Origin of the sequence: Emticicia aquatilis, assembly GCF_014644295.1 — a bacterium.
Taxonomy (GTDB): domain Bacteria; phylum Bacteroidota; class Bacteroidia; order Cytophagales; family Spirosomataceae; genus Emticicia; species Emticicia aquatilis.
On the sequence record NZ_BMKK01000004.1, the window covers coordinates 451,384 to 465,692 of the forward strand.

A 14,309-nucleotide genomic window follows, 5' to 3' on the forward strand; every position below is an offset into this window, starting at 1 on the left:
TTTAATTTATTTTTTGCTTAGAAATCCTTTCTTTGTCCTACACTTTATTATTCAAGCGGAATCTCAAACGAAAACTTTGAGCCTTTTCCGACTTCACTTTCAACGCCTATCGTGCCATTGTGTAATTCTAAAATACGTTTTGAAATGGCCAATCCGAGTCCACTACCTTTTGGTTTTTTGATGGTTTGGTCGTGGGCTTGATAAAACTTATCAAAAATCAACTCTTGATAAGGCTTTGCAATTCCGGCACCATCATCAATCACATTTACGTGCAAACTACCATCTTCTTCATAAGCCGTGATAGTTATCTTTCCTTTGTTTGGTTCAGTAAATTTCAAAGCATTAGAGAGTAAATTGAGCATTACTTGCATAATTCTATCTCGTTCACCTTGAAAAGTTGGCATTTTTTTATCAATAATTTGCTTGATTTCAATGCCTTTATCTTTAGCCAGTTGCTCTATCGAATCAACAGAATCTTTGATAATTTCTTCGAGATTCAACTCTTCTTTGACGATTCTTACTTTACCCGACTCAAATTTTTCTAAATCTAAAACTTGATTTATCAAGCGACTCAGTCGGTCGGATTCTTTAATAATGGTATTCAAAAAATGTTGTCTTTCTGAATGTTCGATATCATCATTATCATACAAGATTTCTGACAAAGCTTTTATTGAAGTAAGTGGTGTACGAATTTCGTGGGTAACGGTCGATAAAAAATCATCTTTGAGTTTATCAGTCTGTTTTAATTGCTCATTGGCAGCTTGAAGCTGCTCTGTAAGTAATTTTAATTCTTGTGACTTTTGTTTCAATTCCTTATTCACGGCCATCAACTCTTGCGATTTCTTCAAAATTTCTACGACCTCATTCAGAGAAATTTCCTCTTCTTTTGCCACCGATGAAACCATCATACGTGCCGAAGCCGTTCCGACGATTCCTGACAATAATTTTTCAGAATAATTTACAAAACGGGCATCGGCATAACGAGTATTAAGATTGATACTATTGCGAGTTGCAAAAACTCTAACTATTCGTTCGGTGCGACTCGCCCCTAAAAAGCTTTCTAAAAGCGACTTTATATCGCTTACCAATGCTTTTCCACGCCAAATGACCGAGTTTTCAATGCCTTTTGAATATTGAAAAATATTAACAAATAATACGGCTTGATTATGCTCGATTGAGGTCTGTTTTGTGCATAATGAACCAAAAAAGTAAAGAGCTGTATTAAAAAACAATGTCCAGAAAGTGGCGTGAGAAATATTATCCATGCCTGTCATACCGAATAATTCGTAAGGTTTCAGCAAGGCATTTCCAAATAAACCATCGGTCATTATTTTGTCAGACATTACACCTGAACTAACCAATGACGGAATGATAAGCGTAAAAAACCAAATTATCGTACCGCCTACTAAACCTGCCATTGCTCCTTTTTGTGTACCTCTTTTCCAGAAAATTCCACCAAAAACCGATGGTGCAAACTGAGCAACCACCACAAAAGCCGTCATACCGATTGAAACCAATGAGTATTTTTCGGTAATAAACTTGAAATAAAAATATCCTAAAAATATAATGAGGGCGATTGAAAAACGCCTCATAAACTGAATCACACGACTTGGATTTAGATTGATAAGCTCTTTTGATGCTGGAATTCCCAAGAAAATTGGCATCAATAAGTTATTACTCACCATTACACTAATCGCTATCGTTTCTACGATTATCATACCTGTTGCGGCTGAAAAACCACCGATGTAGGTAATAATTGCCAAAGATTCGTCAGAAAAATTCAACGGAATTGACAACACGTACATATCAGAATTCACTGGTTTACCGCTAAAGATTATTCCGCCCGCAAGCGAGATTGGCATCACAAAAATATTGATGAGAACCATATACAGTGGAAACATCCACATAGCTCGATTAATGTATTTTTCATCAACATTTTCTACGACCGTCACCTGAAACTGGCGTGGCAAAAACATAAAAGCCATCATGGCCAGTAATGTGTGCCAAAACCACATCGACATTCCACTTTCTTTCTCTACTACAAAGCTTTTTCGAGCAGCTTGCATCAAATTTGCTTTATCGAAAATATCTTCAAAGCCATCAAAAAGCCAAAAAGTCACATAAATTCCGATGGCAAAAAAGGCTATTAATTTAATTATAGATTCGACCGCAATGGCCGTAACCATGCCTTCGTGTCTTTCGGTTGCTTCAACGTTTCGTGTGCCAAACAGAATTGTGAAAAGAATCAATAATATGACAATATAAAAGGTATGGTCAACCAAAATATTGCTGTTTACTATACTTCTTGTCAGAATTCCGAAGCTATTTGAAATGGCTTTTAGCTGTAATGCGATATACGGAATACCTGATAGTAAGCAAATGATGGTTACTAATACTCCCAAAGAACGATTTTTGCCATAACGAGATGAAATGAAATCTGCTATACTCGTTAGGCGTTGGGTTTTACAAATTCGTACTATTTTAAGCAATATCGGAAATGCTAAAAACATCACGAGTGTTGGCCCAATATATACTGCCAAGAAATCTAATCCATCGGTTGAGGCACGCCCTACGCTTCCGTAAAATGTCCAAGCCGTGCAGTAAACCGCCAACGACAGTGCATATATGTTAGGGTTACTAACTATGCTTTTGGCATTTTTTGATTTCTTTTCGGCCTGATAAGCTACGATAAACAAAAATGCCAAGTAATAAATCGAAATGAGTCCTAAAACGTAGCTATTCATGTTCTTGTATATCTTCTACGTTTTTAGATTCTGCAATGATTGCAATGATGATGATTCCGATTGTCCAAACACAAAAAACATATACATAAACAAGAGGCATACCGAAGATAAAAACGGCTTTGTTGAACAACGATAGTAGCGGAAAGTTGAGTAAACAAACCAAAAATATCGTTATCGCTATGGCTCTTTGCTGCTTCATGTAGGGCTTTGTATTTATTGCACTAAGCTACGACTAACGTGGTACTATTCAAAGATTTATTTAGCTATTTTTGCTAAATAAGTATAGTTAAAAGCAAATACCCCCAAAATAAGAATGTATGCCAACGGGAGTTATCCTCAACTGGCATACATTGCTCTATTAAACCCTAAGCCTTACTTATTATGGTAATTCACTTATTATCTTTTCGATAGTTGACTGGCTTGGAAATCAACTATGCTACTAAAATCAATCTTTTGAGTCGAACTCACCTTGTAGCGAATACAAACCGAATGTTCCTAAAGCCCCAGCAATCATTGGGCATAGAATTACAGTATAAATAATTGCTGGAATTACGTTTTCACCACCTTTGTTCCAAAGCATAATTGCCTGATTTACAATTAGATAATAAACCGCACCGATACCGATTAATATCCAAACTATTCCTAAAATTCTTTTTATAGCGTTCATTTTATTAATGTTTTTTTAGTGAATCAAATTAGTCGTTTACTTTATTATCTTTTCCATCTAAGTAGATTGTTCCGATTACGAAACAAATACCTGCCAGAATTATCGGATACCAAAGCCCTTCCAGATATGGTTTTTCAACAACTTTTGGCAAACCAGCTTCTGCTGCTATTGTATTTAACTTAGTTGCGTCTGATACTAAGAAGGTTGCGATTGCTGGTAAAAGACCACCAAAGATACCATTTCCGATGTGATATGGCAATGACATTGAGGTATAACGAATTTTCACTGGGAACATTTCAACTAAGAATGCAGCTACTGGGCCATAAACCATCGTTACGAACAACATCTGAATAAATACTAACCAAGTAAGTGTCCATTTGTCAGTATCATTGATTGTAACAGTTTTCTTTGTTTCAATGATTGGCTTACCATCTTTGTCACTGATTTCAACTGCCCCATTTTTCAATGTTTTGGTTTTTACTTCTTTGTAAGTAGTACCGTCAATAAATGCTTTTGTAACTGTATAAACCGAGTCAACACCGCCATTTTTATTTTTTGCATTTTCTTTCAATTCGGCTACTGAAGTTGCTTTTTCTACGATTTCAGTTTTGCCTTTAATATCAACAGTTTCATACATTTTTGTGTAAATTGTGCGATATGAAAGAATCGCTACCAACATACCCGCCATCATAATCCATTTGCGACCAATACGGTCAGATAACCAACCAAATACTACGAAGAAAGGTGTACCGAGGCATAATCCCCAAATCATGATGTTATCTACTTGCTCTTTCGGTACGTTCATGATTTTCTCGATGAAAGACATGGCATAGAACTGACCTGTGTACCAAACAACACCCTGACCCATTGTCACACCTAATAATGCTAATAATACGTATTTGAAGTTTAATTTATTTCCGAAAGATTCTTTCAAAGGATTAGTTGAGGTTTTTCCTTCTGCTTTTGCCTTTGAGAATAACGGAGATTCGTGCATATTACGACGAATGATATATGAAATACCAACCATGAAAATCGAGAATAAGAAAGGAAGTCTCCAACCGTAAGCATCGAAATCTTCTTTGCTCAAAATGGCTTTTGTAAGTGCGATTACGATTAATGAAACAATCAAACCAGCGGTGGCAGTTATCTGAATCCACGAAGTCATGTAGCCTCTTTCGTTGGTTGGTGAGTGTTCGGCCACATAAGTTGCAGCACCACCATATTCACCACCGAGGGCAAGACCTTGAAGTAATCTCAACAATAAAACTAATAATGGAGCAACCACACCGATGGTTTCGTAAGATGGAATACAACCGATAGCAAAAGTTGCACCTCCCATCAACAATAACGTCACCATGAAGGTATATTTACGGCCAATTAAATCACCTAAACGGCCAAAGAACAATGCACCAAATGGGCGAACAACAAAACCAGCTGCAAATGTTGCTAAGGTAGAAAGAAATGAGAGAGTCTCGCTTCCTGGGCCTGCTGGGAAGAATTTTGTAGAGATAATCGTAGCCAAACTTCCGAAGATATAGAAGTCATACCACTCAATCATCGTTCCAACTGAAGATGCTCCAATTATCGAGAACATCGAACTTTTTTTACTTTCAGACATAATCTTAGTTTTAAAAGGTTTTAAAATAAATTTTAGGGTTGATTGTTTTTAATTGAGAATGGAGAATGTAAAATTGATAACGTATAGAATCATAGTCCCATTAAATTTTCAATTATCCATTTTCAATTATTAATTATTTCAAAATGTATAGGCTGTTGAAAATAAGAATCTCATATTTCCTACGTTTGTTAATGCACCTGTAACTGCACCTGTTTTATCTGATGTACCCCAATTAGCAGCAGTGTATTCAAGTTCAGGAGAGATTCTGAATTTTCCTGACTTAAAATCAATTCTACCTGCCGCTCTTACTACATCTTTAACTGTACGTTTTTCCACTGTTACTCCACGTGCATAGGCTGCTTTTCCTTGCACATCGGCTCCATTATTGACTGTGTATCCCACAAATAATGCTGGGGCAACTTTGGCGTGATTGCTCATCAATTCAAACCAGAAAGCATTGGTTTTAAGTGGTTTGTAAATTTCAGTAACAGGGTCAGTTGTAGAATTATAACCTAAATAACCACCCAACATAACCAAGTGAGTTACGTTTTGTCCTAAAATTCCGTAAGCTTTAATTGTAGCTTTTTTACCTGTATATTTAGCGTAAGCGTTTACAGTTACACTGTTTACTTTCCCTTTGTTTTCAACTGTTACGGCTGGCGTACCCGTCGAAATTGTCATTCTTGGTCTTAATGAGCGGTATTCAACGCCAACACCCATTAATAATTTTGCATTTTTATACTGCAAGTTTCCGTGAATTGTCGGAATTGCTGAGTTAGAAGATGCTTCGTTGGTTACACCCGATGGCGACACCGCTCCAAACTCTCTATCTTTATACAGCGAAAGTGCAAAACTTGTATTGGTATTCAGATTTCGAGTGATACGAGCTTGAGTTGACCAACCAAATGGATTGAATAAAATACCTGTACTAAAGTTGGCTACTCCCGGAAAACACTCAGGTATAAATTGTGGATACCAAGTTTGACCGAATGTTAATTTTGTTTTGGTCCAATCAAGACTTGCGTTGGCGTGTCTTAATCTGAAAAGACCGATTGTACCGTCAGTATTTCCGAAGAAATCACCTTCAAAGAAAGCTGAAGTTTTTGCACCAAAAGCATCAGGGCCAGTGATTTTCAGGTTGATTCTTGAAGTCAGCGAAAGAAAGTTGGACTGTGGCACTGCATTCACATCATTTCCATTAGCATCTTTTGCAACATCTAATGGGTACAGATTGAGGTGGTCTTCTCTTACGCTTGCACTCTTACGAGAATCCCAGATGTAATCAGTTCTGACAAATCCACCGATGGTAGCACCAAAAGCGGGTTGCGGTTTTGGTGCTGGAGCAGGTGCTGCTGCATCAGCTTTTTTCTCTTCTACTTTTTTCTCTTGTGCAATCGCTACATTGAGCATTGATGCACAAGCAATCAAAGAAAGGATTAATTTTTTCATATAGGTCTTTTATTATGGTTTTGTTGTACGTCGCTAAGACGATACAAAACTTTCATAAAAAGCCTCGATTCACAAATCCTTGATATAGCTTTGCTAATAATAGATAGAATATATTGTACTTTAAATTTTCTTAAAAACTAAAACCTTTTCATTGATATACATATTTTTACGAAATTTTATTCTATAAAATACCTTTTTTGCCAAATTTAATCAACCATAAGCTATTTTAAATCATACCGCAGCAAAATTTCTTTAAAAATATATATTTAGTAGATTTTAGTAGATACAAATTGTACTATTTAAAGAAAAACTATTGTTGTTTAAGCACGATTAAACAAAATATTAGCTATTTCTTAAACCTTTCCCATTTGATAAGCATAAACTTATCGCCCAGCTCAGTTACGACCATCCCTGCTCCTTTTAGGTTCTCTCGGTTAGCATAAAATTCGGCTAACTCCTTGTGATTCATCACTTTATAGGTTGGATGATAAAGCGTTTGCTTTGGTATTTTTACTTGGTATTTTTTCACCCAATTCATTACAGAAACGTGGCTAACGCCCAATAAACGCTCGATTTCACGATAACTGACCCCTTCGATATACAACTGAAGGGCTTTTATTACATAGTAGCTTTCGATGCTCTTCCCCATCTTTTCGACGGTGAAGTTATAGCCACAATCTTTGCACTTAAAACGTTGACGTTCTTTGATAATACCGTTTCGGGAGATATTATTCGAATCACATTGGGGGCAGTTTGGGAGGCTCATAGTATCTATATATTTTTAGCAAAGATATATTTTTTTAGCAAATATAGATTATTCCAAGATTTTTTTTCATTTTTTTCTTTAAATTTTATTTTCTTTCCCCACTTTATTACTCCTCTAAACCCCATTAATATCCCATTATAGGTCAATATCCTCTCCCGAATTAATTAGGCTGTTGAGTATTTTCCCCAAATTTCCTCAAATCAAATCAAAAGCATTAAAGAATTACTATGGTACGTAATTTTTAGGGTAGTGTTATGTAACCCAAAAGTAAAATTCTTATTTAAGCACAATCTTTTGATTTATTAAAAACCATTTTATCATGACAAAGAAAATAGTATTTGCACTTACAGTAATCTTAATCAATGTGAAGCTTGTTTCAGCTCAAACATTATCAATCGGCCCAATGGTGGGTGTAAACGTCTCAACAATCGTAGCTGACCCAACTACTAAATACCTTCCAGGTTTATCAATTGGCGGATTTGCCAATTATAGTATTGATAGCCACTGGGGCTTATCTGGAAAACTACTTTACTCACAACTCGGTGATAAAAGTAAAACTATTGATAATCATACAAGATTACATTATATCCAATTACCAGTAACAGGAGTTTATTACTTCGGTAATGAAGGACAAAAATTTAGACCAAAAGTATTTGCAGGTTTGTACGCAGGTGCATTGCTCCAAGCAAATAATGGCAATGGAGATGTAGTGATTCAGTCAGATGGCTCAAAAGCTTACAATGATTTTGATTTTGGTGGTTTGGCTGGTTTAGGCTTCAACTATCGTCTAAAATCTCGTACTTGGTTGAATGTTGATGCAGGATTTAATAGAGGCTTTACGGACATCACGAAAACCTCAAACACCAATTATAATAACTTAGCGTTCAACTTGAACGTAGGCGTAAGTTTCCCAATTTCAAAGAATTAAGGGCTTATTGCTTCACCAACTAAAATCCATACAACTTATTCCACATATTTGCTATAAACAAAAAAGCTGTCAACATAAATTGACAGCTTTTTTGTTTATAAATCTGATTATCAGTGCATCGTTTCATTTAATTGTCCTTCTGGAACTTTGATGTCGTAACGATACACTTCTTCGATTGAGTCTAAATCATCAGGCAGAATCTCCATGATGGGTTTGATTAACCCAGTTTTCAAATCAAGCACCCACCCGTGTAAATGCGGATAATCGCCTGTGGCCCAAGCCTTCTGAACAATGGTTGTTTTGGCTAAATTACGCACTTGTTCGGTCACGTTTAGTTCAACCAGTCTATCGAATTTCTCTTGAAAATCCTCGATTTTGCTCAACTCGTCGTGGTGCTTTACGTTTACATCTTTGATGTTTCTTAGCCATTTATTGATAAGGCCATAATCTTTATTATCCATCGAAGCCTTCACACCACCACAGTTGTAGTGGCCTACCACCAAAATATGCTTTACTTTGAGTACTTCTACGGCATACTGAAGTACACTAAGCATATTAATATCGGTGTGTACGACCAAATTGGCAACATTGCGATGCACGAAAATATCACCAGGTTGTGTACCAGTAACTTGGTCGGCAGGCACACGGCTATCGGCACAACCAATCCAAAGAAATTGAGGATTTTGGTGTGATGCTAATTCTTCAAAATATCCTTCATCTACACGAAGTTTCTCGGCAGCCCAAGCCTTATTGGCTAATAAGAGTTTTTGGTATGATTGCATAATTTCTAATTATGGTTTAGTTGTTTTCTTGAAATTCCTTTTAATTCTACTTCTATGTTACGTGATTTAACGTCTTTCTGAAATTCTTCTAAAGTCAGATAAATATCGTGGTCAATGAATGAAGACCTTGTACCATCTATATATACGGTATCTCCTTCTTTCAAGGATGCCAATTTGATTTTAAGTTCTGATTTATTGAAGTAAAAAATATCTTTATTAAACTGAATCAATACACTTTTGCCTTCACGCATGAACGACATCGAACCCTTATAGTTGGTATAAAGTATGTAGAGCATCGCCACGAAAACACCGATTCCAATTCCTTTTAATAAATCAGTAAAAACAACCGCTAAAACAGTAATGACAAAAGGCACAAATTGGTCTTGGCCTTCTTTATACATTTGCTTGAAAATGGCAGGTTTAGCTAATTTATAACCTACCATAATTAAGACTATCGCCAGCGAAGCCAATGGGATTTGGTTTAAAACCGTTGGAATAGAAATAGTACAAACCAATAAAATAAGGCCGTGAATAACAGTTGCAAGGTTTGTTTTTCCACCTGCTTGAATATTGGCCGAACTTCTAACAATTACTTGCGTAAGGGGCAAACCACCCAATAAACCCGAAATAATATTGCCAGCTCCTTGTGCTTGCAGCTCACGGTTGGTTGGTGTTATTCGTGAATCAGGGTCGAGTTTGTCAGTTGCTTCAACACTCAAAAGTGTTTCGAGACTGGCAATTATCGCAATGACAAGAGCGACTTTCCAAACTGCGAAATTGTTGATTGCCGAAAAGTTTGGCATTTGGAATAGTGTAAAGAAATCACCGATTGAATTGGTAATCGGAAGGCTAACCAAGTGATTGCTTTCGAGGTGAAATAAAGGAGGTAAAACAGTAAGTCCTGTATTGAGAATAATTCCTGCAATTACGGCCAACAATGCCCCAGGAATCATGTTCAGAATTTGATTTCTTTTGATAAAAGGTTGTTCCCACAAAATCATAATTCCCAACGAAACTAAGCCGATTATCAAAGCCCCCTCGTTGAATAATTCGCTTACTCGTAATAATTCGGAAAGGGTATTCTGACCGTCTGTTTGAAAAAAATCTTCGTCTCCTTCATAATCCAAATCAATACCCATTGCGTGAGGAATTTGCTTTAGAATAATGATAAGGCCAATAGCTGTAAGCATACCTTTGATAACTGAGGTAGGGAAATAGTAGCCAATAACACCCGCTTTCAATCGGCCTAAGATTATTTGAAAAACGCCCGCCAATACAACAGCCAATAAGAATGTATCGTAAGCCCCAAGCTCAGTAATAGAGGTTAGTACGGTAACTGTAAGGCCAGCGGCAGGCCCACTTACACCAAGTTGCGAGCCACTCAAAGCTCCAACAACTATTCCACCGACAACTCCAGCAATGATTCCCGAAATAAGTGGTGCTCCTGATGCCAAAGCCACCCCCAAACAGAGTGGTAAGGCTACCAAAAACACAACCAAACCCGCCGAGAAATCAGATTTGAGGTGATTAAAATTAAATATTTTCATAGAGGAATTTATAAACTATTAAATAGTGTCTTCTGACAATAAAAGTTGAGAATCGCAATAAAACATGACACATACCATCACTCGTTTTGAGTGGGTACTGCACAAAAAATAGGTGTTTTGAAAATTTAAAGAAAAGCAATTAGGCCTTGGGAGGAGGAGAATCTATCGTTCGGAACGGATTTTGGATAGAGGTAGCTACTAAATCACAAATGGCATTTTTAGCTAAGAAATTACTCGTACAAAACTGAAATGAGGGTGTAGAAAGAAAGAATTTTTCGACCAAAATATCTTCAGAAGCGTCTTCGCTTTCGTTGCTATCTTCGATGTCTTGTACTTCGATGCTTGGCTTAAAACTGGTAAAGCAACTTCTAACAGTCGAAAATTCGACCATCATTAGGAGCATCAATACCAAGATTCGCTGAAACATCAATAAACGATTTTTATATTACCTATTAGAATTTCTTATGTAAAGCTAATAAAAAACTACGATAGTATAAAAATGGTTTCAAGTATTTAGGTCAAAGAAAAAAATTACACGCCAATTTCATCATTATGAAAAAAACTAAAAAATCGTTAGTATCTCTTTCGCTAAACTTTCTGAAAGTGTTGGGGCTAAGGCAACTCCCATTCCGTTCATTCTTACACTTAATGATACTCTTTGACTCAAACACTTGCTCACAGGGGTTTTAGTATCATCAAATGCCATGATTCCACTCCAACGTTGGTCAATTTTTACGTTTTTGTGTTTCGGAATAATGTTTTCGTAGAGTAGCTGTTCCAGTCGGTTTTGTACTAATTCGGTCAAGGCAAATTCATCGGTATTTTCAGCTTGAAAATCTAAATTTCTACCTCCACCAAATAAAACCCGATTTCGATAATTTCGGAAGTAATAATAGCCTTTATCGAAATGAAACGTTCCTCGCCAATTTAATCCTTCGATGGGTTCGGTTATCAAAACTTGCCCACGACCTGGGTATAAATCAACTTCGGGTAGGAGTCTCTTTGTGAAAGCATTGGTAGTAATACTCAGATGATTTGCTCTAAAAACCATTCCATTTTTGGCAATAATGGTGGTTTCTTCTTGGTTTTCTTCAAAATTCTCTACTTCTACCCCAAAAAATATTTTCACTTTTTGGGCTTGTAGCACTTCAATCATTGAATTGATAAGTTTACCACTATGAATCGACCCTTCCACGTCATTTTTAATGGCGTACTGAAATCCCGAAAATCCTGCTTGATTGATAACCGATTCATCAATAAAAAAATGATTATCGCTACCTGTTATACTTTTTATTGATTGATTCAGGTCATTTAATTGCTCTTTTGTTTCTTCAAAAGTGGTTTTATCATTAAAAAGCTCAGTTCCTCCACAGTCATCAAACTCAATCTCAGAGCCAAAATATTGGGCAATCATGCTAATACCTCTATGGCGTTGTTCGGCCCAAAACATAGCTTGGTCGAGTCCCATTACAGTAATATTTTCGAGTAGCTCAGTGGGGCTACCAAAACACGAAAAACCAGCATTTTTGGTACTTGCTCCCGTTGGCAAAGTACCCGCTTCAAGAATTGCTATTTCGATTTTCGGTCGGTATTTTTTTAGAAAATATGCCAACCAAAGCCCCGAAAAACCCGCTCCAATGATAACTACATCATATTTTTTCAAAAAAACATCTTTTTCCCAAAAACTAAACATAATATTGTGAACTAATTTTTTCAAAATTAGAATTAAGACGGGGTCGCCCGTGCGATGGAGAATGAAGAACGATGAATGAAATTAATTTCATCTGCCCAAACAATGTTAGAAAAATTAAAAGAAGCTAATAAAATTGCTAATCAAATACAAGGTAGCGATATTCAGTCATTTATCTTAAAAAAAAGCAAAGATTTTGATGCTGAAATGTTGCGTTTGGTTGCCGACCAATGGCTGGCCCGAAATAAAGCCAAGCATAAACTACCCTCTTGGTATGCCAACCCAAATGTTATTTTTCCTCCTCCTCTCTCGGTTGAACAGGCTTCTTCCGAAATAACGGCCAATTATAAAGCACAAGTTTTTGTACGAAATTTTGGCAATGCTCCGTGTGCCGACCTCACTGGAGGTATGGGGCTTGATAGCTGGGCTTTATCAAAAGTTACAGAATCTGTCACATATATTGAGCAAAACCCGAATTTAGCTGTGGTGGCGAGATATAATTTTGAAGTTCTGGCACAAAACAACATTGAAGTTTTGAACGAAAACTCGGAATTATTTACTCAATCAACAACGGGCGGCGTTTCGCATCAACCGATAACTAATTTCTACATTGACCCGCATCGTAGAGATGAGGCAAAAAATAAAGTTTTTAAGATTGAAGATTGTGAGCCAAACCTGCTTTCTATCAAGCATTTGTTAGAAAACTATATGGTAAAGTTTTCGCCCATGCTGGATATTAAATTGGCCATTGAGCAGTTAGGCGATAACATTACAGAAGTACACATTGTCGCTCTCGAAAATGAAGTAAAAGAATTATTATTCATAAGTAGAAAATCAAAAATTGAATCAAAAACTTCAATTCATTGTATAAATTTTTTATCCAATAATCAAACGCAACTTTTTACATTTGGCTACGAAAGCGAAGAAAAAGCCAACATAAAATACTCACAACCAAGTACTTATATTTACGAACCCAATGCAACTATCTTGAAAGCAGGAGCTTTTAAAAGTATTGCTGCTCAATATGGCTTGGCAAAGCTCGCTCCTAATAGCCATTTATACACTTCGGCTATATTGGTAGAAAATTTTGCGGGCAGAAGTTTCTTGTGCGAAGCTGTTTGTAAGTTCGATAAAAAAGAAATTCTCTCAAAATTACCTACGCCAAAAGCCAATATTAGTACCCGAAATTTTCCGATGAAACCAGAAGAAATAAAAAAGAAGCTGGGTTTGCAAGATGGCGGTGAATACTATTTATTTGCTACCGAAAATATGGACAAACAAAAAATTGTGTTAGTTTGTAGAAAAGCGGGACAGGCATAATTTTTTTATCTATAAGTTTTCAGTTACAATACCACAATCACAACGTCCTAATAGCGACAATTAAAATTTATTATTATGAGAAAAGCACTTATCACAAGCATTTTGCTGGTAGCGAGTTTGGGAGGTTTTGGTCAAACAATTTTGAGCGGTTCGGAAGTTTTTGGCAAAGACCGAAAAGAAGGATTTTATATGACGCTCAACATCGAGAAGAAATTCATTGAAAAAGACTGGTCGTTGTTTATTTCAAAATACGGTGGTGTGGCACAAAGCCGTGAGGTTTTTAATATTGCGGCCGCCAATATTCCTGATATTTCGCCAGACCCAATCAATCTAATGACAAAGGTTATTTCTGACCAGAAAGTAAAAACCAAAATCTTTGCATCTTTTGATGTTGGTGGCGGAAATATGGTTTCAGAAAACAACAAATCTTTTAGAGGTGTTGAACAACTCTTGAAGGATTTTTATGCCTTTGCAATGCAAAATGAAGATGTCAGACTGGCTGAACGTGATGCAGAAGAAGCTCAAAAAAATCTTGATAGAGTAAACAAAACTGGCGACAGAATTGTACGAGACATTGAAAAAAACAAGCGTGAAAAAGAAAAACTATTAAAAGAAATAGAAAATAACCGAATCGAGCTTGAAAAATTATTAAAAGACCAAACTGATAATAAGCAAGACCAAGAAAATGCTCGTATTGCTCTTGAAGAAAAACAAAAAGCAGCAAGCGTTGTGAAAACACGCATCAAATAAAGTATTGAGAAGTCGATGAAAGCCTTCTGAGCATATCTCGGAAGGCTT

Annotated in this window: 13 protein-coding genes; 3 read left to right on the forward strand and 10 right to left on the reverse strand. The window is 36.4% G+C overall.

Annotated elements, in window-relative coordinates; translation table 11 throughout:
• Positions 1 to 47: 47 nt before the first annotated feature.
• The 6 genes from IEX65_RS12110 to IEX65_RS12135 all read right to left on the reverse strand — a co-directional run bounded on the left by IEX65_RS12110 (position 48) and on the right by IEX65_RS12135 (position 7,244).
• On the reverse strand, positions 48 to 2,744 hold the full coding sequence (locus tag IEX65_RS12110; protein ID WP_188766326.1) for a sensor histidine kinase: 2,697 nt from the start codon (positions 2,742 to 2,744) through the stop codon (positions 48 to 50).
• Positions 2,737 to 2,943 carry a hypothetical protein gene (locus tag IEX65_RS12115; RefSeq protein ID WP_188766327.1) on the reverse strand — a complete coding sequence of 69 codons (207 nt, stop codon included), beginning with the start codon at positions 2,941 to 2,943 and terminating at the stop codon, positions 2,737 to 2,739. The genes IEX65_RS12110 and IEX65_RS12115 overlap by 8 nt, the downstream gene beginning before the upstream one ends.
• Before the next feature lie 246 nt (positions 2,944 to 3,189).
• Complete coding sequence (locus tag IEX65_RS12120; RefSeq protein WP_064196665.1) at positions 3,190 to 3,411, reverse strand: DUF6814 family protein; 222 nt, start codon at positions 3,409 to 3,411, stop codon at positions 3,190 to 3,192.
• Between the two features lie 28 nt (positions 3,412 to 3,439).
• The gene (locus tag IEX65_RS12125; RefSeq protein WP_188766328.1) at positions 3,440 to 5,029 is read right to left on the reverse strand and encodes an MFS transporter; all 1,590 of its coding nucleotides are present in this window, start codon (positions 5,027 to 5,029) and stop codon (positions 3,440 to 3,442) included.
• A 138-nt stretch (positions 5,030 to 5,167) separates the two neighbouring features.
• Entirely contained in the window at positions 5,168 to 6,478 is a 1,311-nt protein-coding gene (locus tag IEX65_RS12130; RefSeq protein ID WP_188766329.1) for a hypothetical protein, read from the reverse strand.
• A gap of 346 nt (positions 6,479 to 6,824) precedes the next feature.
• A complete protein-coding gene (locus tag IEX65_RS12135) occupies positions 6,825 to 7,244 on the reverse strand; it encodes an IS1/IS1595 family N-terminal zinc-binding domain-containing protein (RefSeq protein WP_188766330.1) in 420 nt (139 codons plus the stop codon).
• Positions 7,245 to 7,563: 319 nt separating this feature from the next.
• Here IEX65_RS12135 and IEX65_RS12140 point away from each other — a divergent pair, with 319 nt between their 5' ends.
• Positions 7,564 to 8,172: a porin family protein gene (locus IEX65_RS12140; protein WP_188766331.1), complete on the forward strand. Its 609-nt coding sequence runs from the start codon at positions 7,564 to 7,566 to the stop codon at positions 8,170 to 8,172.
• Between the two features lie 110 nt (positions 8,173 to 8,282).
• Here IEX65_RS12140 and IEX65_RS12145 read toward each other — a convergent pair whose 3' ends face one another.
• From IEX65_RS12145 to IEX65_RS12160, 4 genes are all read right to left on the reverse strand, one after another.
• Positions 8,283 to 8,954: a carbonic anhydrase gene (locus IEX65_RS12145; RefSeq protein WP_188766332.1), complete on the reverse strand. Its 672-nt coding sequence runs from the start codon at positions 8,952 to 8,954 to the stop codon at positions 8,283 to 8,285.
• Positions 8,955 to 8,959: 5 nt separating this feature from the next.
• Positions 8,960 to 10,501: a SulP family inorganic anion transporter gene (locus IEX65_RS12150; protein ID WP_188766333.1), complete on the reverse strand. Its 1,542-nt coding sequence runs from the start codon at positions 10,499 to 10,501 to the stop codon at positions 8,960 to 8,962.
• A 139-nt stretch (positions 10,502 to 10,640) separates the two neighbouring features.
• A complete protein-coding gene (locus tag IEX65_RS12155; RefSeq protein WP_188766334.1) occupies positions 10,641 to 10,928 on the reverse strand; it encodes a hypothetical protein in 288 nt (95 codons plus the stop codon).
• A gap of 135 nt (positions 10,929 to 11,063) precedes the next feature.
• Entirely contained in the window at positions 11,064 to 12,218 is a 1,155-nt protein-coding gene (locus IEX65_RS12160) for an NAD(P)/FAD-dependent oxidoreductase (protein WP_188766335.1), read from the reverse strand.
• Positions 12,219 to 12,296: 78 nt separating this feature from the next.
• Between IEX65_RS12160 and IEX65_RS12165 the strand changes: the two genes are divergently transcribed.
• Both IEX65_RS12165 and IEX65_RS12170 read left to right on the forward strand, forming a co-directional pair.
• Complete coding sequence (locus IEX65_RS12165) at positions 12,297 to 13,511, forward strand: THUMP-like domain-containing protein (protein WP_188766336.1); 1,215 nt, start codon at positions 12,297 to 12,299, stop codon at positions 13,509 to 13,511.
• Positions 13,512 to 13,586: 75 nt separating this feature from the next.
• Positions 13,587 to 14,261 carry a hypothetical protein gene (locus IEX65_RS12170; RefSeq protein ID WP_188766337.1) on the forward strand — a complete coding sequence of 225 codons (675 nt, stop codon included), beginning with the start codon at positions 13,587 to 13,589 and terminating at the stop codon, positions 14,259 to 14,261.
• The last annotated feature ends 48 nt before the right edge of the window (positions 14,262 to 14,309 follow it).

Excerpts from the sequence above, each read along its gene's own strand:
- IEX65_RS12115 (WP_188766327.1), bottom strand. The coding sequence starts at position 2,943 with ATGAAGCAGCAAAGAGCCATAGCGATAACGATATTTTTGGTTTGTTTA.
- IEX65_RS12145 (WP_188766332.1), bottom strand. The coding sequence starts at position 8,954 with ATGCAATCATACCAAAAACTCTTATTAGCCAATAAGGCTTGGGCTGCC.
- IEX65_RS12140 (WP_188766331.1), top strand. The coding sequence starts at position 7,564 with ATGACAAAGAAAATAGTATTTGCACTTACAGTAATCTTAATCAATGTG.
- IEX65_RS12110 (WP_188766326.1), bottom strand. The coding sequence starts at position 2,744 with ATGAATAGCTACGTTTTAGGACTCATTTCGATTTATTACTTGGCATTT.
- IEX65_RS12120 (WP_064196665.1), bottom strand. The coding sequence starts at position 3,411 with ATGAACGCTATAAAAAGAATTTTAGGAATAGTTTGGATATTAATCGGT.
- IEX65_RS12150 (WP_188766333.1), bottom strand. The coding sequence starts at position 10,501 with ATGAAAATATTTAATTTTAATCACCTCAAATCTGATTTCTCGGCGGGT.
- IEX65_RS12170 (WP_188766337.1), top strand. The coding sequence starts at position 13,587 with ATGAGAAAAGCACTTATCACAAGCATTTTGCTGGTAGCGAGTTTGGGA.
- IEX65_RS12155 (WP_188766334.1), bottom strand. The coding sequence starts at position 10,928 with ATGTTTCAGCGAATCTTGGTATTGATGCTCCTAATGATGGTCGAATTT.
- IEX65_RS12125 (WP_188766328.1), bottom strand. The coding sequence starts at position 5,029 with ATGTCTGAAAGTAAAAAAAGTTCGATGTTCTCGATAATTGGAGCATCT.
- IEX65_RS12135 (WP_188766330.1), bottom strand. The coding sequence starts at position 7,244 with ATGAGCCTCCCAAACTGCCCCCAATGTGATTCGAATAATATCTCCCGA.
- IEX65_RS12130 (WP_188766329.1), bottom strand. The coding sequence starts at position 6,478 with ATGAAAAAATTAATCCTTTCTTTGATTGCTTGTGCATCAATGCTCAAT.
- IEX65_RS12165 (WP_188766336.1), top strand. The coding sequence starts at position 12,297 with ATGTTAGAAAAATTAAAAGAAGCTAATAAAATTGCTAATCAAATACAA.